This window comes from Aquamicrobium zhengzhouense, assembly GCF_016124105.1.
Classification (GTDB): domain Bacteria; phylum Pseudomonadota; class Alphaproteobacteria; order Rhizobiales; family Rhizobiaceae; genus Aerobium; species Aerobium zhengzhouense.
Genome location: NZ_JADGMQ010000006.1, coordinates 1 through 19,775 on the forward strand (window position 1 = coordinate 1; position 19,775 = coordinate 19,775).

A 19,775-nucleotide genomic window follows, 5' to 3' on the forward strand; every position below is an offset into this window, starting at 1 on the left:
ACTCGTCACCATCCTCAACGCCATGCTCCGGGACAGCAAACCATGGAAAACAGCTTGACCCCCAACACAGTCGCTCCCCCCCACAGGCGGGGGAGGATCCGTGCGTAGCGCACCGGCTGTCCGGGTTCCTCCCCCTTGTGAGGGGGAGGTGGCCCAACGGGCCGGAGGGGGCTGATGCGCCGATCCGTATCTGGCCTCACGAGGGGCGCTTGAAGGTTCTCTGCCCCTGACGCTACTCCGCCTCCGCCCAGAACCGGATCAGATGATGCGCGATTGCCGCTTGGGGTGGGAGGCGCAGCGCTTGCGCGTGGGAACCTGCGAGCATCGAGCGGACTTCGTCGCGGGGGAACCAGCGGCAGTCTTCGAGTTCCTTGTCATCGAAGTTGATGTCGCCATTGATCGCCTCGCCATAGCAGCCAATCATCAGCGTGTGTGGAAATGGCCAGGGTTGGCTGGCGTGGTAGGCGACGCGGCCAAGCTTGATGCCCGCCTCTTCCATTGTCTCGCGCCGAACGGCGTTTTCGATTGTCTCGCCGGGTTCGATGAAGCCTGCGAGGGAGGAGTACATCCCCTCGCCAAAATGCGGGCTGCGGCCAAGAAGGCATCGGTCTCCTTGAACCGCAAGCATGATCACCACAGGGTCGGTGCGAGGAAAATGCTCGGCATTGCATTGGGTGCAGACGCGCTTGTAGCCGCCGATCCGCATTTCCGTCCGCCCGCCGCAGCGGCCGCAAAACCGGTGCGTGTGATGCCAGGTCAGGAGGGCGGCACCTTGCGCGAGTTCGCCGGTCGTCTTATCGCTCAGGAGCCCTTGCGTGTAGATCGAACGGTGGTCGATCGCCTTGATGTGTTCGGGAAGATCTTCCGGTTCCAGTGATCCGGGGGCAACGAGCACGGGGCCGTCAGCCGACATGCCTAGCAGCACCGCCTGTTCCAGATCGGCCCCCATATCTTTTGCTTCCGCGAGTGAAAAATAGGCGTCGGGATCGCTGCCGCCCACTTTTACGTAAAGTCGGCTGGCCCGGGACAGCATGATCCGCGTGCGCGGATCAGCGAGAGCAAGAACAAGGGAGTCTTCGCTGCGATTTTCGGATTGGCGGTCGATACGGTTGCCAGCGAAGCCAACAAACTGGCTTGGCTCGCGTTCGGGGCCGGTGAGCGGAGCAAAAGTCATGTCGATATTCAGTCTGGTTCAGGAAAGCCTGGCGCGGATCTTTTCGATAAAGCCGTGCAGATCTTCACGGCGGTATGGTTCGCGCTGGCCGTATCCCCAAACCGGACCCGGCCAGTTCGGGTCGTTTTCATTGCGCGCCACAACGTGGAAATGAAGCTGTGAAACGACATTGCCAAGCGCGCCGGTGTTGATCTTGTGACAGCCCGTAACCTGGCTCAGAGCCTCGCTGACGGTGTTGGCCTCGAAGGTCAGCATGGTCTGATCCAGCGGCGTCAGGTCGTGGATTTCCACTGCGCCAGGTCGCTGCGGCACAAGGATGAGCCAAGGCCAGCGGCGATCGTCCATCAGACGCAATTCGCACAGCCCGAGCCAAAGTACGGGCGCAGTGTCGCGCTCAAGGCGCGGGTCGAGTTCGAATCCAGCCTTCCCGGCACCTATCACGGCAGTTCCTCGCTCTGCTTTTTGCGTGAGGCTAAAGATGTGTGGATCGACCTGCAAGCGAATCGTGAGCAAGCGTGACATCCCCCTTGCATTCGGAACGCGAATTGCCGATATGAACCTTGGGAGGTTGGTGGTGGACGAGCCACTCGCCAACCGGGTCAGGTCCGGAAGGAAGCAGCCCTAACGAGCCAAGGCACGGGTCACCGTGCCAGCCTCCCACCCTATTCTTTCCGCCATCCGCCGCAATGGCTGCGGCACGCGGTTGACGCAGTCGGCTGCCGGCGGCGAAACTCGGGCTTCGCACCATTCCGCAGGGGAGTTTGGCCGCAGGCATGGCTGACGCAGGCAAAGACGCTTCCACGAACGCCGCCTACCGGGTCCTGGCGCGTAAATACCGTCCGCGCGACTTCACCGGTCTCATTGGCCAAGAGCCGATGGTCCGAACCCTTACCAACGCTTTCTCGACCGGACGCATCGCACAGGCGTGGATGCTGACGGGCGTTCGCGGTGTCGGCAAGACGACCACCGCGCGCATTCTTGCGCGAGCGCTCAATTACAAGACTGATACGATAGATCGCCCGTCCGTCGACCTCTCTGTTGCCGGGCAGCATTGCGATGCGATCATGGAAGGCCGCCATGTCGACGTTATCGAGATGGACGCCGCCTCGCATACAGGCATCGACGACATTCGCGAGATCATCGAACAGGTCCGTTATGCGCCGGTGTCGGCTCGCTACAAGGTCTACATCATCGACGAGGTTCACATGCTGTCGAACCAGGCCTTCAACGGCCTGCTGAAGACGCTTGAGGAACCACCACCCCATGTGAAGTTCATCTTCGCGACCACGGAAATCCGCAAGGTTCCGATCACGATCCTGTCGCGCTGCCAGCGCTTTGACCTGCGCCGCATCGATGCTGCGCTGATCAAGCAGCATCTGGCGCATATCGGCTCGCTCGAGGGCGTGGAAGCCGAAGACGACGCGTTGGCCATGGTCGCGCGCGCCGCTGAGGGCTCGATGCGCGACGCGCAGTCGATTTTCGATCAGGCGATCGCTCATTCCTCGGGGAAGGTGACGGGGGAAACCGTTCGCGACATGCTCGGTCTGGCTGATCGCGCCCGCATCATCGATCTGTTCGAGCTTCTGATGAAGGGCGATGTGGCCGGGGCGCTGAATGAATTTCGTGCTCAGTACGATGCGGGTGCAGACCCAGCGACTGTGCTGACCGAGATTGCCGAGTTCAACCATCTCGTTACGCGGGTGAAATTCGTGCCTGCGGCGGCTGGTGATGCGTCGCTGTCACAGGACGAGCGCACGCGCGGCCTCGACTATTCAAAGCAGCTTTCCGTGCGTGTTCTGTCACGTACCTGGCAGATGCTGCTCAAGGGCATTTCCGAGGTGCAGACGGCAAATCGTCCGGTCAACGCCGCCGAGATGGTGTTGATCCGGATCGCCCACGCGGCCACGCTTCCGACGCTGGATGAGGCGTTGAAATCGCTGGAACAGGGCGGTGGCATCCCCGCGGGCGGCGCTCCCCGGCCAAATGGTGGTGCGCGCCCGGGTGGGGGCGGTGCTACAGCCACGGCCGCGGCGATCGCGACACAATCTTACGCTCCTCCCGTCACCGGCGGTGGTGGCCAGACGATGCGACTGGTTGCCTCGCAGCCACAGGCGGAAATGCAGGCGCAGCCTGCGCCAGCCCCCGCAGTCGAGGCGGAACCTGCCGTTCGGCTGAACTCTCTGTCCGATCTTGCCAAGCTGGCGGATTCGCACCGCGACGTTGCGCTCAAGGTGATGATCCGCCGCTTCTTGCGCCCTGTCAGCATCGAGCCGGGACGGCTTGAAGTCAGTTTGACGCCTGATGCGCCACGCGATTTCGTTCCGAACCTTTCCAATCGCCTCAAGGAATGGACCGGTCGCCCCTGGATGGTGACCGTCTCTCGTGAGGAAGGCGGCGCAACGCTTGCGGAGATCGACGACGAGCGGCGCGAGACCGCGATGATGGACGCGCGCAATGATCCCGCCGTGGCTGCCATTCTGGCTCGTTTTCCCGGCGCAAAGATCGTCAATGTGACGATCCCGAACGCCGCCGACGTTGAAGACGATGCACCTGCGGATCTTATGCCCGATCCGGGCATTGATGACGATGACGATGATTTTTAGGGTTTTGTGGAGACGAGCATGAAAGACCTTCTCGGCATGATGGGCAAGGCAAAGGAGATGCAGGCCAAGTTCCAGGCCATGCAGGAAGAGATTGCCAACACCGAGGCCAGCGGGCAGGCCGGCGGCGGTCTCGTCCAGGTCGTCCTTTCAGGCAAGTCGGAAATGCGGTCCCTTAAGATCGACCCGTCGCTGTTCAAGGAAGACGACGTCGAGGTTCTGGAAGACCTGATCGTTGCTGCGCACAATGATGCGCGTTCAAAGGTCGAAGCGGTGATGCAGGAAAAGTCGCGTGAGCTGACCGCTGGCCTGCCCATCCCTCCCGGCTTCAAGCTGCCATTTTAGGATAAGCGGCGTCTAAACGCCCCCATCGTCGCTTTGCGACACTTGCCTCGCTAGCGGGGGAAGATCCCGGAGATGCTGAGCGTTCCTTGAAAAACGGACAGGGCCGCTTGGATCCTCCCCCGTTCACGGGGGAGGGGGACCACCGAAGGTGGTGGAGGGGGCTGCGGGGGCTTTTTCCGTAGCAGACCTTCCGCGGCTCTCCCGTATCTACACTTTGGCCGGCTTTTGCCGCCGCTACACCGTCACCAGCTCTTCTTCCTGCAATTCCTTGGCCGCCTCAGCGAGAATTTCGTAACTGCGGACGCGGGCGTGGTGGTCGAAGATCTGGGCGGTGACCATCAGTTCGTCCGCGCCAGTACGCCTGGCGAAGGCCTTGAGGCCTTCCTTGACGGTCTCCTTCGACCCGACGACCGAGCAGGTGAGAGTGTGAGCGAGGACCGCCTTCTCTGGCTCCCCAAGCGAGGCGAGGTAGCCGGGCTTTGGTGGTGGGAGTTTGCCGGGGCGTCCGGTGCGGATGTTCACGAAGGCCTGTTGTGTTGATGAGAAGAGCAGCTCAGCTTCCTCGTCCGTATCTGCGGCCGTGACGTTGATGCCAAGCATTGCATAGGGGCGCTCGAGGTATTCCGACGGCTCGAAGCGCTCACGATAGACGTGAAGCGCGTTTTCCATTTCGGCGGGCGCAAAGTGAGACGCGAACGCGTAAGGAAGACCAAGCATCGCCGCGAGCTGGGCGCCGTACAGGCTCGAGCCAAGAATCCAGACCGGAACATGCAGACCCATGCCCGGTACCGCGCGAACCCGCTGCCCCGGCTGTTCAGGCTTGAAATAATGCAGAAGTTCGACAACGTCGTTCGGGAACGAGTCGACGCTGGCATTCATGGTGCGGCGAAGGGCGTGTGCCGTGATCTGGTCCGTCCCCGGCGCGCGGCCAAGGCCAAGATCGATGCGGCCAGGATGCAGCGCCTCCAGCGTGCCAAATGCTTCGGCAACCATCAGCGGGGCGTGGTTGGGGAGCATGATGCCGCCGGCACCAACGCGAATGCTGTGGGTGCCGGCCGCAACATGGCCGATGACGACTGCAGTTGCGGCGCTTGCAATACCGGGCATGTTGTGATGTTCGGCGAGCCAGTAGCGTCGATAGCCGAGCCGTTCGGCATGGCGGGCCAGATCCACCGTATTGGCCAGGGAGCGGGCAACATCGCTGCCTTCTGGAACCGGCGAGAGGTCAAGTACCGAGAGCTTAATCATGCACCCGATATAGGATGCGCAGCCTGCTCCTCCAAGCCGCTCCGGGCATCAGAGTTTAATCGGGGTCTTCGACCACATGCAGCCGAAGACGTCCGTTGGCAGGTGCACTCGCGGCGCCTCGCGACTTTTCGGAAGCTTCCTCATCTGTGCTCAATTCAAGCGCCTCTATTTTCGCGCCGCGTTTGGTGACCTTTTCTGTCGAGGTCAGGATGAGATCAATGTCCCGCGAAGCTTGCGAAAAGTGTGAGTGCAGTTTGCGAACCCGATCATCAAGCCGACCGACATCTTCCATCAGGCGAACCACCTCGCCCTGGATCAGATGAGCCTGTTCGCGCATACGCACGTCCTTCAAGACGGCCTGAATGACCTGTATGGACAGCATCAAGAGCGAGGGCGAGACGATCACGATCCGCGAGCGGTGCGCCCGTTGAACGAGGTTTTCAAAGTTCTCATGGATCTCCGCAAAGATCGACTCGGAGGGCACGAAGAGAAATGCCGTGTCCTGGGTCTCGCCCTGGATAAAATATTTCTCGGCGATGGCGCGGATGTGAACCTCTACGTCGCGGCGAAATGCCTGTGCCGCTGATTTGGCAGCTTCAGGGTGGCCCGCTTGCCCTGCGTCGCGCATTGCGTTCCAGGATTCCAGCGGGAACTTGGCGTCGATGACGAGGTCCGGCGCCCCGTTCGGCATCCTGATGAGACAGTCCGGGCGATTGCCGTTGGAGAGCGTCGCCTGAAATTCGTACGCGCCGTGGGGCAGGCCATCGGCAATGATCGCTTCCATCCGGCTTTGGCCAAATGCGCCACGCGTCTGCTTGTTGGACAAGATTTGCTGTAGCTGAACGACCTGTCCCGCAAGCGACTGGATGTTCGACTGGGCCGTGTCGATGACTGCCAGTCGTTCTTGAAGTTTCGCCAGATTTTCGTGGGTGGACTTCGTTTGTTCGGTCAGCGACTGACCCAAACGGGAACTGAGGCCATCAAGGCGATCACCCAAGACACGAGTGAGCTCCGCCTGCCTGCTGCCGAAGACTTCGGCAATCGTTCCCATCCGGCCCTGCATTTCCGCCTGTGAGCGCATGATTTCAGACATGCGCGTCTCAAACTCACGTGCCCGTTCGGCTGCTTCGGCGGCGGCCAGAGCGCGCGCTTGTGCCGAGCGCCAAAGGCCAAGAACGAGGAGGACCAGAAGAATGACAACGAGGATGGCACCGCCAGACAGCAGCTGCCCGAGGGTAAGCGTTGTCGCGCCAAGCTGAGCCACGGGAACGGAAAAGGCGCTCGAAAATTCGTCCATTAGCTGAGGTTAAACGATTCGAGCGACATCCAGAAGATCAAAACGAGAACATCGATGCAATTGTCGTTGACGCCGTTCGGTCATGGCATTACCTCACGCCCATGATCCTACCGCTCGTAATTCTCCCCGATCCAATTCTTCGTCAGGTGTCAGCGCCCGTTGAGCGTATTGACGACCATGTGCGACGTTTCGCTGACGATATGCTGGAGACGATGTACGACGCTCCCGGCATTGGTCTGGCGGCGATCCAGGTCGGCGAGGCACGGCGCATGCTGGTCATTGATCTGGCCAAGGAGAATGAGCCGAAGGCACCTCAGGTGTTCATCAACCCTGAAATCGTGGACACTGGCGCCGGTGTATCCGTTTACGAGGAAGGCTGCCTTTCAATTCCGGACTACTACGCCGAGGTTCAGCGGCCCGACACTGTCACGGTGAAATACCTGAACATCAAGGGTCAGGAACAGACGGTCACTGCCGACGGGCTGCTGGCAACCTGCCTGCAGCATGAGATCGATCATCTCAATGGCATCCTGTTCATCGACCACATTTCCAAGCTCAAGCGCGACATGGTCGTGCGCAAGTTCCGCAAGCTGGCGAAAGACAAGGCACCAAGCCGGCAGGCGTCCTGATATGCCTGCCTTTGGGCGCGTGGGTTAGCCACGCGCGGTACTTCGACAGTTTGAGAAAATCGAGGCTGATATGGTAACGCCCACGGAGTCCCAACCGGGGTGGGAGCCGCTCGCGGCATTTCCAAAGCTGGCGCAATGGGCGCTGCTTCTGGCGCTTTCGGGTGCGTTCTATTTCTTTATCGAATGGATTCAGATGCCGGCCGCCGGACTTATTGGTCCGATGATTGCGGGTGTCATCGCAGGAACACACGGCGCAACCATTCGAATTCCTCTCCCGGTCTTCGCCGCGTCTCAGGGCGTTATCGGCATTCTGATCGCTGCCACGATCGAGCCGCAGATCCTTGGAACGATTGCGGCGGATTGGCCGCTGTTCCTCGCGTTCACCATGGCAACGCTTGCCGCCTCAACCTACCTCGGATGGCAGATCAGCCGGTGGCGTATCTTGCCGGGAAGCACCGCCATTTGGGGCTCGTCGCCCGGGGCCGCATCGGTCATGGTGATCATGGCCGACGCATTTGGGGCCGACTTCCGACTTGTCGCCTTCATGCAATATCTCAGGGTGATGCTCGTTGCGGCGGTTGCTGCCGTGACTGCCGCCTTCATCGTTCCAGGCGCTTCGGTGACGATCGCCGAACCAGAGTTCTTCCCGCGGCTCGATCCGTTTTCGTTCGGCCCGACTTTGATGCTGATTGCAGCGGGGGCCTTCTTCGGAAAGCTGTTGCGGTTGCCCTCGCCCTATTTCATGGGCGTGCTGATTTTGTCACTGGTGGCGCATTTCGGGGCAGGCGTCGATTTTCAGCTGCCGCCATGGCTGCTTCTGGCTGGCTATGCAGGGATCGGCTGGAGCATCGGGCTGAATTTTACCCGGCCGATCGTGCGCCATGCGGCCCGCGCCCTGCCGCAGGTGGTGGGTTCGATCGTCCTATTGCTATGCTTTTGTGCAGGAATCGGCTTCCTGCTCAGCCAGACGCTCGGCATCGACTTCCTGACCGCCTATCTGGCGACGAGCCCGGGTGGGATGGATTCCATCGCGATTATTGCGGCTGCCGCAGGAAACGTCGACATGTCGTTCATCCTGGCGATGCAGATGGCGCGCTTTTTTATCGTGATGATCTTCGGGCCAATGATTGCCCGGTTCCTGGCGAAAACCACGCCGGAATAACCGGCGCGGTTTGTCAGATCAGATGTCGATGACCAGGTAGGAGCCTTCCTGGCGGATATCGAAGACGTCGATCTTGTAGGGTCCTTCCACGATCTTCGTGGCGTCCTCGACCGCAAGGTCGAATTTCTTGACGCGGGTGCGGCGAGGATCGCACCAGGACTTGCCGGTCTTGAGGTCAAATTCCCAGCCGTGCCATGGGCAGCGCACGAACTCGCCATGGCGGGTCATGCGTGCTTCGCCCGGCTCATCTGCCTCCGCGAGCCCGACAATCGCGCCCGCGCACAGGCTCGCGCCTTCATGCGGACAACGATCGCCGATCGCGGAATATTCGCCATTGACGTTGAAGATTGCGATGTCGCGGCCAGCCACCTGGACGCGTTTTGACGCCCCCGGCTGGATTTCATCGGCGCGGCACACGACGTGCCGCTTCGCCTTGGTATCTGCTTCCATTATTCCAGTCCGTAGAGCTTGCAGGCATTGCCTGCCATGATCGCGTGCTTCAGCGCCGGATCGAGCGGCACCTTGAAAGCATATTCGGGGTGATCAAAATCCCAGTGCGGATAGTCGGTCGCGAACATCAGCTTGTCTTCGCCCATCCAGGACAGGATGTCGTAGAGGTCGCGGTTCACCTCGGGCTCTTCCATTGGCTGGGACGTGAGCCAGACATGTTCGCGGACTTGTTGTGACGGAGCACGCACGACATGCGGGACTTCCTCCCTCATCCGCTCCCATTCGCGGTCCATGCGCCAGCTGAGAGGCGGTAGCCATGCAAAGCCACCTTCCACCACCACCAGCTTGAGGTTGCGAAAGCGCTCGAAGACGCCTTCGAAGACCATGCTGGTGATCGCGGTCTGCGAGGCATTCGAGAAGGCAAAGTGCTCTTCCAGATAGAAGGACGTCCAGCCAGTGCCGGTATTGGCACGGGTGCCATAGGCGGCCGAGTGCATGCTGATCGGCAAATTGTAGTGCTCGGCGATTTCGTAGATCGCCCAGTAACGCTTGCGACCGGCAGGTTCGAGCATGCGCGGGGTGATCGCGATCTGCACGAAGCGCTTGTCCTTGACGCGCGCTTCGATTTCCGCGACCGCCGAGTCCGGATCTTCCTGAGACACACAGATCGAGCCCTTGAGGCGCTTGTCGGCCTCAAGCCATTTTTCGATCTGCCAGTCATTCATGGCCGATGAAATCGCAGCGCCGAGGCCCTGGTTCATCGTCGCCCCGCCAGGTCCAAGCGCCTGCAGGATGCCGTAATCAATGCCGAGCGCGTCGAGAAGCTGTTCCTGCAGGAAGGCAACGTCGGAGGCAGGTGGCCCGCCAGCCGGTGGCCAGGCGTCGCGTCGCATGCCGCTGCCCGGAGTAATTCGCGGGTAGGGCATGGCGCCGTGAAGCGGGCTTGCGGTGCGGATGCCGAAATCGCGGGCATGTTCACGCCAGCGCAGCGGCATGAACTTCAGCATTTCGTCGCGCGTTTTCATCGCCGGATGGATGTCGCAGTCGACGAGCTTCACCTTGTTGGCGTTGGTGAGGTCTGCTTCGCGGGTCATCTCGTTCATGCTACACCTCCAGTCGCGGATAGGTTGCCAGCGCGTTTTCGCGCGCGGCGCGTGCGGCAAGCTCTTCCGGAAGGTTCGCTGGCCAGTAGGCAACGTCAATGCGGTGATCGTGCGGATAGTCGCTGGAGAAGAGGAGCATCTCGTCGCCGCCAAGATGCGCAATGGCACGCGCAGCCTGCGCCGGATCCGATGGGCCATCGAATGGCTGCAGCGTCAGGCGGACCTGTTTGCGCATCAGGAGCGAAGGCATCTCCTTCACCCATGGCACCTCGATGCGAACACCGCGCCAATCCTTCGACATGCGCCACATCAGGCTTGGCATCCACGTAACACCGGATTCCGACAGGACGACCTTCATCTCCGGGAACTTTGCCAAGACACCTTCAGCCAGGAGGCTGCCGACCTGATTGGCAAAGCCCTGCGTCTGATGGACGAAGTCTTCAACCAGATAGCTGTTGAAGCCGCTCTGGGTCGGGGCGTGGCGATAGGTGTTGCCAGCGTGAATGTTGAGCGCAAATCCGTGACGGGAAGCGGCCTCGTAGATCGGCCAGAGATAGCGTTGGCCTAGCGGCTTGTCGTTCATGACGACCGCGAGAACCTGTACGAAGCGATGATCCTTGGCGTAGGCCTCGATCTCGGCGACCGCAGCTTCCGGATGCTGCAAGGGAACGATCAGCGAAGCGCGCAGGCGCGGATCGCGGTCCAGCCACTCGGCGGCGAGCCAGCGATTGGTGGCCTGGCAAAGCACCTGCGCCAGATAGGGGTCGAAGATCGCGTGAACGCCGGAGGTCACGTTGAGGATTGCCGCGTCCAGCTTCAGCGGGTCGAGAAGCGCCTTTGCCAGCGAAGCGGCATCGCCATTTCCGGCGTCGGGCGCTGCCCGGTTCGGGCGCAATGTCTCCGGATAGCCGCTGAGTTCGAGATGATCGATCTCGCGCGACATGAAGATCTCGCGCCAGTAATCATCGACGTAGGGCAAGAGATCCTGACGCCGCGGCGAACGAGGGTGGACGTCGCAGTCGATCGCGCCCAGTCCTGCGATTGGCAACGATCCAGCGCGAAGATTTGTAGCGCTGGGCACAGGTGATGTCATGTGTTTGACCTCCTCATGAGGCGGACAGCCACGCGCTCTCGCACAAACGGACATGCGGGCGCGCCTCCTCCAGCCGAGCCGGATTGTGACGCATTGATCTTTCGAAAAAAAGCCCCCATTCATGGAGAGAGTTTTCGCAGATCGCGAAAGAAGAAGCGGGTGAGCGACCGATATGGACACACTTGAGAACATGCGGACCTTCATCGCTGTGGTGCGGGCGGGCAGCTTTTCGGCAGCGGCGCGTGCGCTCGACACCGTGCCGTCGGTGGTCGCGAAGCGGATCGGGCAGCTGGAACATCGGGTCAAGGCCAAGCTGTTCAACCGTTCGACCCGTAGCCTCGAACTGACGGAAGCAGGCGCCCATTATGTTCGGCGGTTCACACCGCTCGTGGCTGACATTGAAAGCGCGTTTCGCGAGGGATCGAGCCTTGGTCAGGGGCTGAAGGAACGCTTGCGCATCAAGGTTCCCACGACGCTCACGGTCAGCCATTTCGGCGACATGCTCACGGAGTTCCAGAAAAAGAACCCCGGCGTGCGGATGGAAGTGATGCTGATGGATCGCTCGGTCAACCCGATGGAAGAAGGCTATGACCTTGCCATCGGCGCGCTGCCGGCGACTTATGCCAATGTAGTCGACATCCCGTTATGCCGCCTGCGGCGTGTCACCGTATCCTCACCGGGCTATCTCGCGCGGGCGGGGATACCCAAACATCCAAGCGACCTTTCCGAGCATTCCTGCCTCAGTTACCTCGCCACCGGCAACAGCTGGCGCTTCGAGGGCGCACAAGGTGGCATCACGGTCGACGTGCCAAGCACCTTTGGAGCAAACGACACCCATGTCCTGTTGAACGCGCTCGAGAAGGATCTCGGGATCGCGATCATGGCCCGTCACATTGCACGTGACAGCATCCGGGCAGGGCGGTTGGTCGAGATCCTCACCGATTACGCGGTGCCCGACTTGTGGGTCCGCGCTCTTGTGCCCGAGAGTCGCCGGCACAACCCTGCGGTTGAGGCGCTCCTGAACTGGCTGGTCGAAGCATCGCAACCAATATCGCCCTGGGACCGCGACGAAGCGTAGGGCTCGGAACACGAGCAGCTTCCAGTTGTTCTTCTATGCATGAATGCCAAGCCGCAATCTCCTGCTCCAGCCACGGCGTCGGGCCGTGCGCTGCGGGATTTTGGTCGAGCAGCCGGTGGCGCGCTGATCTTCTCGTTGCCGATGCTAATGACGATGGAGTTGTGGCAGCTCGGCTTTTACCTCGACCGTGTGCGGTTGCTGGTGTTGGTGCTTGCCGCGCTGCCCATGCTCTTTTTCCTGTCGCGGCAAATCGGCTTCGAGGACACGCGTAGCTGGCGCGACGACGTCATCGATGCGCTGATTGCGCTGGGCGTTGCGGCGATCACGAGTCTGGTTCTCCTCATATTGTTCGGCGCGCTGGGGCCCGGCATGTCAGCTGATGAAATCATCGGCAAGATCGCGATCCAGATGGTGCCGGGCGCAATCGGTGCGCTTCTTGCAAAGGGACAGTTCAGGGATACGGGCGAGGAAGAGGCCGAGGAAAAGGACGAAACCTATGGTGGCGAACTTTTCCTGATGGCCGTGGGGGCGCTGTTCCTCGGCTTCAACATGGCGCCGACGGAAGAGATGATGCTGATCTCCTTCCGCATGAGCGAATGGCATGCTCTGGCCCTCGTCGGCTTGTCACTTGGATTGATGCATGGATTCGTATTTGCAGTTGGCTTTGCTGGCGGGTCGCAGATCTCGCAGGACGAATCCATGTGGGGAGCTTTCATCCGCCTGACTTTGCCTGGTTATGTCGTGGCGCTTTCGATGAGCCTTTTCCTTTTATGGGTTTTCGCGCGGACCGACGGGCTTTCCTTCGGGGATGTGGTCATGGCGACCGTGGTTCTTGGTTTCCCCTCCGCGATCGGCGCCGCCTCCGCGCGCCTTGTGCTCTAGGAGGCGGATATGCCTGATACGCCGGAAGAGCGCCCAAACGAAAATCGCCCGCTGATTGAATGGATTTTTGGTGCCGCGTCCGCAATTCTCGTCACCGCCCTGATCGCCTTTCTTGCTCATGAGGCGATGTTTGCGGGCAATATACCGCCGAATTTGGTGGCGCAGATTGTCGAAGTGGAGCCCCTGGACACAGGGACGTCGGTCAAATTCGCGCTGTCTAACCGCGGCGACGAAGCCGCTTCAGCCGTCACTCTCGTGCTTTCCGTTCCGGGTACCGAGGTAGAAGCGATGCAGAAAAGCATCGAATTCGACTACGTACCCGGCCACGCTATTCGCCAGGGAGCATTCATTGTACCGGGGGACGTGGCCGCAAAGGATATAGCAATTGATATTAGCGGCTATGCGGAGCCATGATGTTTATGGATGGACTGATATGCGTGCATCCGGGCAATGGAGCAAATGCCGAGAAGCTTGGCGTTTATCCTGGAGTTTCTTGAATAAAAGTAGCGAACGGCGCTCCCAAAGCGGGCGTGTTTGCGTCTTGGGATCGGTGTCCTATATATAGTATAGAGTATAGGAGATTTTAAAATATCTAGACATCATACGACTGTAGCGAATATGGCCCTGGAAGTCGGGATCGATCCCGATCGATTTGGTGCCGCACTACGGAAAGCCAAATTTCCCCCACGCAAGGTTAAGCGCGATTGGGAAGTGAAAATAGGCAGCGATGACTATTCTGCGATGCGGAGCGTTCTGGTTACGCTGTTCCGTAGATCCGGTTAATTGAAACCAGGAACCCTGCTTTACCTGGCCGCGACCAACAATTAGAGCGCGATGCCCGATGCCTCGCTCAATCAATCACCACAATGAAACGATAAGTGGGCTGAGGAAATGGTGCCGCTTAGGTGACTCGAACACCTGACCCCATCATTACGAATGATGTGCTCTACCAACTGAGCTAAAGCGGCCCGCGTCGACCGGAGGTCTGACGAAAGTGAGCGCGTGATAGCTTCATTGGACGGGAAACACAAGGGGCAGTTTTGTGTCGCGCAAAATTCTCCTCCGGGTTTGCCCCATAGACTATTTCGATAGCTGCGTTACAGTTTCGCCACGCTCGTGCCGGGAGGGGCTTTCGGCACGCGTATGATCTGGAGGAGATTCATGTCAGACGTTTCGATGGTCGTTAACGGCCGTAAAGTGTCGGGTCACGTCGAAGACCGGACATTGCTGGTACACTATCTGCGTGAGCATCTTGGAATGACCGGCACACATGTCGGCTGCGACACCTCGCAGTGCGGTGCCTGCGTGGTTCATATGGATGGCAAGGCTGTGAAGTCCTGCTCCGTTCTTGCCGTGCAGGCTTCGGGATCCGAGATCCTGACGATTGAGGGCCTTGCGGCAACAGCTGATGCGGATCTGCATCCGGTGCAGGCCGCTTTCAGGGAGCATCATGGGCTGCAGTGCGGGTTCTGCACGCCGGGCATGATCATGGCGGCAACGGACATGATTCGCCGACATCCCGAGGGGCTCGATGAGAAGACTGTTCGCGCCGAACTCGAAGGCAATATCTGCCGCTGCACGGGCTACCACAACATCGTCAAGGCGATCCTCGCCGCGTCGGAGAAGATGAAGGGCATGGCCGAAAACAAGGAAACGGTCGCGGCCTGATGTTTGAGCTGGGTGGACAGGGGAGGAGGGAACCCGATCGTCACTGATCGCCAGGCAAAAAAATGCCGGCGGTTCGCCCATACCCACAATTCTCTCGGTTCCGGAGGAGAACTTTAATGGGAGTTGAAGGCATAGGAGCGCGCGTCGCGCGCAAGGAAGACAAGCGATTCATTACCGGTGGCGGACGCTATGTCGACGACATGGTCGTGCCCGGTATGAAGCACGCGGTGTTTGTACGTTCGCCGCACGCGCATGCAGATATTCTTGGCATTGACGTTTCCGCTGCCGAGGCGATGCCCGGCGTGATTGGCGTCCTGACCGGCAAGCAAATCAAGGCTGATGGCATTGGCAATCTGATCTGCGGCTGGATGATCCACTCGAAGGACGGATCGCCCATGAATATGGGCGCATGGTCGCCGCTGGCGGTCGATCGGGTGCGCTATGCAGGGGATGCGGTTGCCATCGTTGTGGCCGAGACCAAGGGCCAGGCGCGTGACGCAGCCGAAGCCGTCGAGGTCAGCTATCAGGAGCGCGACGCCGTAACTTCAGCTGTCGATGCGCTGAAGCCCGATGCGCCGCAATTGCATCCCGAGGCCGCAGGTAATCTGATCTACGACTGGGAGATCGGCAACGGTCCGGAAACCGATGCGGCGCTTGCTCGCGCAGCGCACATCACCAGGATGCACATCGTCAACAATCGGCTTGTGCCGAACGCGATGGAGCCGCGCGCTGCGCTGGGCGTCTATGACAAGGCCGAGGACCACTACACCTGCTGGACGACGAGCCAGAACCCGCATGTGGCGCGGCTCGTCATGAGCGCGTTCTACAATGTGGCTCCGGAAAACAAGCTGCGCGTCATCGCGCCGGACGTCGGCGGCGGGTTCGGGTCGAAGATCTTCATCTATCCGGAAGAGATCGTATGCCTTTGGGCCTCGAAGCGAACCGGCGTACCCGTGAAATGGGTGGCTGATCGAACGGAAAGCTTCCTGACCGACGCGCATGGCCGCGACCATGTGACGGAAGTTCAACTCGCCTTTGACGAGAACCACCGGATGATCGGGCTCAAGGTCGATACCATCGCCAATTTCGGCGCCTACATGTCGCTGTTCTCGTCGTCGGTTCCCACCTATCTCTACGCGACTTTGCTGTCGGGCCAGTACAATATCCCCGCGATCCATGCCAATGTGCGGGCGGTCTACACCAACACCGCGCCGGTCGATGCCTATCGCGGAGCCGGCCGTCCGGAAGCGACCTACCTTCTGGAGCGCACGGTGGAAACCGCCGCGCGCGAGCTTGGTCTTTCCCCCGCGGAGCTTCGCCGCAAGAACTTCATCCGCGAGTTCCCGCACCAGACCCCGGTGATCATGAACTATGACGCTGGTGACTATGAGGCATCGCTAAGCGCGGCCATGCAGGCGGCGGACTGGGACGGGTTTGAAGCGCGTCGTTCGGAAGCGAAATCGCGCGGCAAGCTGCGTGGCATCGGGATGAGCTGCTACATCGAAGCGTGTGGCATCGCGCCATCGGCAGCAGTGGGCTCGCTTGGAGCAGGCGTTGGCCTGTGGGAATCAGCCGAGGTCCGCGTCAATGCGGTTGGCACGATCGAAGTGCTGACTGGATCGCATAGCCACGGCCAAGGCCACGAAACCACCTTCGCGCAGCTGGTGTCCGAACGTTTTGGCGTTCCGCTCGACAGCGTGTCGATCGTCCACGGCGACACGGACAAGGTGCAGATGGGAATGGGCACCTATGGCTCGCGCTCAGGAGCTGTGGGCATGTCGGCGATCGTCAAGGCGCTCGACAAGGTCGAGGCCAAGGCAAAGAAGATCGCCGCGCATCTGATGGAGGCCGACGAGGGCGATATCGTCATCGAGAATGGCGAACTGAAGGTCGCCGGTACCGACAAATCCGTGCCGTGGTTCCAGCTGGCGCTTGCTGCCTATACCGCGCACAATTTGCCGGGTGGCATGGAGCCGGGGCTGAAGGAGACAGCGTTTTACGACCCGTCCAACTTCACCTTCCCCGCGGGTTGCTACATTTGCGAAGTCGAGATCGATCCCGATACCGGCATCACCGATATCGTCCAGTTCGTTGCAGCAGATGATTTCGGCAACATCATCAACCCGATGATCGTTGAGGGACAGGTACATGGCGGTATTGCGCAGGGCGTTGGCCAGGCACTTCTTGAAGGGGCGCATTATGATGACAGCTCCGGCCAGCTGCTGACTGCCAGCTACATGGATTACACCATGCCGCGCGCAGACGATCTGCCGTCCTTCCAGCTGTCGCACCAGAACACGCCGTGCCCAAGCAACCCGCTTGGCATCAAGGGATGCGGCGAGGCCGGTGCAATCGGCTCACCGCCTGCCGTGATCAATGCGATCACGGATGCGATTGGAACCAACGACCTGCAGATGCCGGCGACACCGCAAAAGGTGTGGGCCACGATCCGCTCAGCAACCCGACATTGAGGGTCGGCGGACGGGACGGGCTGAACCGCCTGTCCCATCCAGACCGTCAGTTGTTCAGACAATGCGTTACCGGAGGTAACAACGATGTATCAAACCAACTACCACCGGGCATCTTCGGTCGCAGACGCGCTGAAGCTGCTCCAGGACGCTGAAGACGGCAAATTCGTGTCAGGCGGGATGACGCTGATCCCGGCGATGAAGACACGCCTTGCCGCGCCCTCCGACCTGATCGACCTGCGCCACATTGCAGAACTGAAGGGCATCTCGGTAGAGGGCAACAAGGTGACCATTCGCGCCGGGACGACCCACGCGGAAGTCGCAACAAGCCGCGAGCTGGCAGCGGTGTGTCCGGCCATCTGCGATCTGGCATCGCATATCGGTGATCCGCATGTCCGTCACATGGGAACGATCGGCGGCTCAGTTGCCAACAACGATCCGGCCGCTGATTACCCGGCGGCAATGCTCGCGCTTGGTGCCACCGTCGTCACCAACAGCCGGGAGCTTGCTGCGGAAGACTTTTTCACCGGGTTGTTTGAAACCGCGCTGGATGACGATGAAATCGTTACGGCTGTTTATTTCACCGCCGCGGAAACCTGCGGCTACGAAAAGTTTCCAAACCCGGCTTCGCGCTATGCGATGACCGGCGTTTTCGTGGCAAAGAATGGCGGTGATGTTCGGGTGGCGGTCACGGGTGCAGGTGGCGATGGCGTATTCCGTTCCGCAGACCTCGAAGCTGCGCTGGCAGCGAATTTCGACGCCTCTGCTCTGGAAGGCGCTTCGATCCCTGCAGAAGGGCTGATGAGTGACATCCACGCTTCCGCTGAATATCGGGCCAACCTCGTGGTGGTCATGGCCAAGCGCGCAGTGGCGAAGGCGCGTCGCGGTTGAATACAGCTGAACTCGGCGGCATCAGCCGCCGGGTTTTCCGTTGCAGGGCCGCCCGGATCCACCATGCAACCACCCGCCTTATCAAGATGTTATAGGAAACATGATAAGGGGCGGCGATGGAAATCTTGCTCGTACTGACTGCCGGCGCCGGGTTCTTTGCAGCTGCATCGTTCCTTGCCGTGTTGTCCTATGGCTATTTTGCCCGCCGATCTCTGGGGGCACCGAGCCACGCGCTCGAGACTGAACTTTCAGCTACCGAACTTGATCGCGCGATTGCGCCCATGCTCGAGAGGCATGACGGGCAGAGCGGGCTTGCGTTGATATCCGGCAATCTTGATGCATTTGCCGTCCGCGCTCTTTCCGCGCGCGCTGCAGGGCGCAGCCTTGATCTCATGTACTATTACTGGAAGGGGGACCTTACAGGGCGCTTGCTGATGAAGGAGGTGCTTGGCGCGGCTGACAGGGGCGTGCGCGTGCGGCTTCTCATCGATGACATTAACATGCGAGGGCTCGACCGTGCCTATCGAGCCCTCGACACGCATCCGAACATAGCAGTACGCCTGTTCAATCCGAGCCGCGCCCGGCATGGCGGCCTTCGCCGGGGCATCGAGATGGTTCTGCGCTTCTTCAGCGTAACTCGAAGGATGCACAACAAGGCGTGGATCGTTGACGGACGCCTCGCCATTGTTGGAGGGCGAAACATCGGCGATGCATATTTCGGCGCCGCCGAGACGTCCAATTTTCGCGATATCGACATGATGATGGTGGGGCCTGTCGTTCAGGGAGCGTCGAAGGTCTTCGACGCATACTGGAACAGCGAGGTCGCCATGCCGATCCGCTCTCTCATCCGCCCGCGGCGTGGAACATTGCGCCGCCTTCGTAAAGGCGTTGCCCGTATCAGCGCCAAGGGGCGTGCAAGCCCTTATATCGAACAGCTGCGAAAGCGGATGTCGGCTCTCGCCATGCTCAATGGCGACATAGGTCTTCATTGGACCCGCGAAGCGAAGATTGTCTCTGATCCGCCAGAAAAGGCGTTGGCGCGTGGGGCCCAGAACTGGATCATGTCGTCGCTCATGCCGGTCATCATGTCGGCTGAAAAGTCGGTCTCGATCACATCGCCATATTTTGTACCTGGCGTGGATGGCTCGGCGCGGCTGATAGGGCTGGTCGCCAAAGGGGTGGACGTTGCGGTCCTGACCAATTCGCTATCGGCGACGGATGTTGCGGCGGTTCATGGCGGCTACGCCCCCTACCGGCGCACTTTGCTCGCCGGAGGTGTGAGGCTGTTCGAGCTGCAGAAGGCAGGATGGGACAACGACATGTCCCTGTTTGGCTCGCGAAATGCAAGCCTTCACACCAAGGCGTTCATCGTCGACGGGAAAACGGCGTTCGTGGGATCGTTCAACTTCGATCCACGCTCCGTATCGCTCAACACGGAGATGGGCATCCTCTTTTCCGAAGATGTCATCGTGAAAATGTTGCAGGACCTTTTTGACGAGGAAACGACACTTCCAATGAGTTACCGGCTCAGTCTGAACGAGAAGCGATCCATCATTTGGGAAGGCGAGGAGGACGGAGTGCTCCAGACTTGGGACCGTGAACCCGAGGCGAGTGCTCGCCGCCGCGCTCTTGCGAAAGTTGTGTCGCTGCTGCCGATCGAATCTCAGCTTTAGCGAAGCCGGCCAGC

The 19,775-nt window shown here is 60.3% G+C and carries 18 protein-coding genes, 1 tRNA gene and 1 other RNA gene; 12 read left to right on the plus strand and 8 right to left on the minus strand.

Translation table 11 applies throughout. The features are described 5' to 3' along the window. Window positions 1-232 precede the first annotated feature (232 nt). A complete protein-coding gene (gene nudC, locus IOD40_RS10075) occupies window positions 233-1,174 on the minus strand; it encodes an NAD(+) diphosphatase (protein ID WP_198476427.1) in 942 nt (313 codons plus the stop codon). An 18-nt stretch (window positions 1,175-1,192) separates the two neighbouring features. Continuing rightward, entirely contained in the window at window positions 1,193-1,696 is a 504-nt protein-coding gene (locus tag IOD40_RS10080; protein WP_210336854.1) for an HIT family protein, read from the minus strand. Window positions 1,697-1,737: 41 nt separating this feature from the next. On the opposite strand from IOD40_RS10080, the gene ffs reads away from it, so the two are divergent. The 3 genes from ffs (at window position 1,738) to IOD40_RS10095 (ending at window position 4,119) form a co-directional block, all read left to right on the plus strand. Then, window positions 1,738-1,835: signal recognition particle sRNA small type (gene ffs, locus IOD40_RS10085), an RNA gene on the plus strand. A 112-nt stretch (window positions 1,836-1,947) separates the two neighbouring features. Then, entirely contained in the window at window positions 1,948-3,777 is a 1,830-nt protein-coding gene (locus IOD40_RS10090; protein ID WP_198476428.1) for a DNA polymerase III subunit gamma/tau, read from the plus strand. An 18-nt stretch (window positions 3,778-3,795) separates the two neighbouring features. Beyond that, on the plus strand, window positions 3,796-4,119 hold the full coding sequence (locus IOD40_RS10095; protein ID WP_198476429.1) for a YbaB/EbfC family nucleoid-associated protein: 324 nt from the start codon (window positions 3,796-3,798) through the stop codon (window positions 4,117-4,119). 234 nt (window positions 4,120-4,353) lie between these two features. On the opposite strand, the gene IOD40_RS10100 is transcribed toward IOD40_RS10095, so the two are convergent. Both IOD40_RS10100 and IOD40_RS10105 read right to left on the minus strand, forming a co-directional pair. Then, on the minus strand, window positions 4,354-5,367 hold the full coding sequence (locus IOD40_RS10100; RefSeq protein ID WP_198476430.1) for an LLM class flavin-dependent oxidoreductase: 1,014 nt from the start codon (window positions 5,365-5,367) through the stop codon (window positions 4,354-4,356). Window positions 5,368-5,422: 55 nt separating this feature from the next. After that, on the minus strand, window positions 5,423-6,664 hold the full coding sequence (locus IOD40_RS10105) for a DNA recombination protein RmuC (protein WP_198476431.1): 1,242 nt from the start codon (window positions 6,662-6,664) through the stop codon (window positions 5,423-5,425). Window positions 6,665-6,765: 101 nt separating this feature from the next. Here IOD40_RS10105 and def point away from each other — a divergent pair, with 101 nt between their 5' ends. Both def and IOD40_RS10115 read left to right on the plus strand, forming a co-directional pair. Beyond that, window positions 6,766-7,293: a peptide deformylase gene (gene def, locus IOD40_RS10110; RefSeq protein WP_198476432.1), complete on the plus strand. Its 528-nt coding sequence runs from the start codon at window positions 6,766-6,768 to the stop codon at window positions 7,291-7,293. A gap of 70 nt (window positions 7,294-7,363) precedes the next feature. Next, window positions 7,364-8,455: an AbrB family transcriptional regulator gene (locus IOD40_RS10115; protein WP_198476433.1), complete on the plus strand. Its 1,092-nt coding sequence runs from the start codon at window positions 7,364-7,366 to the stop codon at window positions 8,453-8,455. Between the two features lie 18 nt (window positions 8,456-8,473). On the opposite strand, the gene IOD40_RS10120 is transcribed toward IOD40_RS10115, so the two are convergent. Genes IOD40_RS10120 through IOD40_RS10130 form a run of 3 tightly spaced genes read right to left on the minus strand, consistent with a single transcriptional unit; the run spans window position 8,474 to window position 11,101 of the window. Beyond that, window positions 8,474-8,905: a Rieske (2Fe-2S) protein gene (locus IOD40_RS10120; protein ID WP_198476434.1), complete on the minus strand. Its 432-nt coding sequence runs from the start codon at window positions 8,903-8,905 to the stop codon at window positions 8,474-8,476. Further along, complete coding sequence (locus tag IOD40_RS10125) at window positions 8,905-10,008, minus strand: amidohydrolase family protein (protein WP_198476435.1); 1,104 nt, start codon at window positions 10,006-10,008, stop codon at window positions 8,905-8,907. Before IOD40_RS10125 ends, IOD40_RS10120 begins: the two co-directional genes overlap by 1 nt. Before the next feature lies 1 nt (window position 10,009). Continuing rightward, window positions 10,010-11,101, minus strand: a complete 1,092-nt coding sequence (locus IOD40_RS10130) for an amidohydrolase family protein (protein ID WP_198476436.1) — start codon at window positions 11,099-11,101, stop codon at window positions 10,010-10,012. Between the two features lie 172 nt (window positions 11,102-11,273). Here IOD40_RS10130 and IOD40_RS10135 point away from each other — a divergent pair, with 172 nt between their 5' ends. From IOD40_RS10135 to IOD40_RS10145, 3 genes are read left to right on the plus strand one after another with little or no spacing between them, the layout of a single operon-like run. Continuing rightward, window positions 11,274-12,179 carry a LysR family transcriptional regulator gene (locus IOD40_RS10135; protein WP_198476437.1) on the plus strand — a complete coding sequence of 302 codons (906 nt, stop codon included), beginning with the start codon at window positions 11,274-11,276 and terminating at the stop codon, window positions 12,177-12,179. 39 nt (window positions 12,180-12,218) lie between these two features. Further along, the gene (locus IOD40_RS10140) at window positions 12,219-13,061 is read left to right on the plus strand and encodes a TIGR02587 family membrane protein (protein WP_198476438.1); all 843 of its coding nucleotides are present in this window, start codon (window positions 12,219-12,221) and stop codon (window positions 13,059-13,061) included. Between the two features lie 9 nt (window positions 13,062-13,070). Next, the gene (locus tag IOD40_RS10145) at window positions 13,071-13,475 is read left to right on the plus strand and encodes a hypothetical protein (protein WP_198476439.1); all 405 of its coding nucleotides are present in this window, start codon (window positions 13,071-13,073) and stop codon (window positions 13,473-13,475) included. A 478-nt stretch (window positions 13,476-13,953) separates the two neighbouring features. Here IOD40_RS10145 and IOD40_RS10150 read toward each other — a convergent pair. Further along, window positions 13,954-14,029: transfer RNA gene (locus IOD40_RS10150), tRNA-Thr, on the minus strand. 193 nt (window positions 14,030-14,222) lie between these two features. On the opposite strand from IOD40_RS10150, the gene IOD40_RS10155 reads away from it, so the two are divergent. The 4 genes from IOD40_RS10155 to IOD40_RS10170 all read left to right on the plus strand — a co-directional run bounded on the left by IOD40_RS10155 (window position 14,223) and on the right by IOD40_RS10170 (window position 19,761). Further along, window positions 14,223-14,729, plus strand: a complete 507-nt coding sequence (locus tag IOD40_RS10155; RefSeq protein ID WP_198476440.1) for a (2Fe-2S)-binding protein — start codon at window positions 14,223-14,225, stop codon at window positions 14,727-14,729. A gap of 116 nt (window positions 14,730-14,845) precedes the next feature. After that, window positions 14,846-17,200 (plus strand): xanthine dehydrogenase family protein molybdopterin-binding subunit, encoded by a 2,355-nt coding sequence (locus tag IOD40_RS10160; RefSeq protein ID WP_198476441.1) that lies wholly within the window; start codon window positions 14,846-14,848, stop codon window positions 17,198-17,200. 84 nt (window positions 17,201-17,284) lie between these two features. Next, a complete protein-coding gene (locus tag IOD40_RS10165) occupies window positions 17,285-18,088 on the plus strand; it encodes an FAD binding domain-containing protein (protein WP_198476442.1) in 804 nt (267 codons plus the stop codon). A 116-nt stretch (window positions 18,089-18,204) separates the two neighbouring features. After that, window positions 18,205-19,761, plus strand: coding sequence for a phospholipase D family protein (locus tag IOD40_RS10170; protein ID WP_198476443.1), 1,557 nt, complete (start codon window positions 18,205-18,207; stop codon window positions 19,759-19,761). Window positions 19,762-19,775: the final 14 nt, after the last annotated feature.

Excerpts from the sequence above, each read along its gene's own strand:
- nudC (WP_198476427.1), bottom strand. The coding sequence starts at position 1,174 with ATGACTTTTGCTCCGCTCACCGGCCCCGAACGCGAGCCAAGCCAGTTT.
- IOD40_RS10080 (WP_210336854.1), bottom strand. The coding sequence starts at position 1,696 with ATGTCACGCTTGCTCACGATTCGCTTGCAGGTCGATCCACACATCTTT.
- IOD40_RS10090 (WP_198476428.1), top strand. The coding sequence starts at position 1,948 with ATGGCTGACGCAGGCAAAGACGCTTCCACGAACGCCGCCTACCGGGTC.
- IOD40_RS10095 (WP_198476429.1), top strand. The coding sequence starts at position 3,796 with ATGAAAGACCTTCTCGGCATGATGGGCAAGGCAAAGGAGATGCAGGCC.
- IOD40_RS10100 (WP_198476430.1), bottom strand. The coding sequence starts at position 5,367 with ATGATTAAGCTCTCGGTACTTGACCTCTCGCCGGTTCCAGAAGGCAGC.
- IOD40_RS10105 (WP_198476431.1), bottom strand. The coding sequence starts at position 6,664 with ATGGACGAATTTTCGAGCGCCTTTTCCGTTCCCGTGGCTCAGCTTGGC.
- def (WP_198476432.1), top strand. The coding sequence starts at position 6,766 with ATGATCCTACCGCTCGTAATTCTCCCCGATCCAATTCTTCGTCAGGTG.
- IOD40_RS10115 (WP_198476433.1), top strand. The coding sequence starts at position 7,364 with ATGGTAACGCCCACGGAGTCCCAACCGGGGTGGGAGCCGCTCGCGGCA.
- IOD40_RS10120 (WP_198476434.1), bottom strand. The coding sequence starts at position 8,905 with ATGGAAGCAGATACCAAGGCGAAGCGGCACGTCGTGTGCCGCGCCGAT.
- IOD40_RS10125 (WP_198476435.1), bottom strand. The coding sequence starts at position 10,008 with ATGAACGAGATGACCCGCGAAGCAGACCTCACCAACGCCAACAAGGTG.
- IOD40_RS10130 (WP_198476436.1), bottom strand. The coding sequence starts at position 11,101 with ATGACATCACCTGTGCCCAGCGCTACAAATCTTCGCGCTGGATCGTTG.
- IOD40_RS10135 (WP_198476437.1), top strand. The coding sequence starts at position 11,274 with ATGGACACACTTGAGAACATGCGGACCTTCATCGCTGTGGTGCGGGCG.
- IOD40_RS10140 (WP_198476438.1), top strand. The coding sequence starts at position 12,219 with ATGAATGCCAAGCCGCAATCTCCTGCTCCAGCCACGGCGTCGGGCCGT.
- IOD40_RS10145 (WP_198476439.1), top strand. The coding sequence starts at position 13,071 with ATGCCTGATACGCCGGAAGAGCGCCCAAACGAAAATCGCCCGCTGATT.
- IOD40_RS10155 (WP_198476440.1), top strand. The coding sequence starts at position 14,223 with ATGTCAGACGTTTCGATGGTCGTTAACGGCCGTAAAGTGTCGGGTCAC.
- IOD40_RS10160 (WP_198476441.1), top strand. The coding sequence starts at position 14,846 with ATGGGAGTTGAAGGCATAGGAGCGCGCGTCGCGCGCAAGGAAGACAAG.
- IOD40_RS10165 (WP_198476442.1), top strand. The coding sequence starts at position 17,285 with ATGTATCAAACCAACTACCACCGGGCATCTTCGGTCGCAGACGCGCTG.
- IOD40_RS10170 (WP_198476443.1), top strand. The coding sequence starts at position 18,205 with ATGGAAATCTTGCTCGTACTGACTGCCGGCGCCGGGTTCTTTGCAGCT.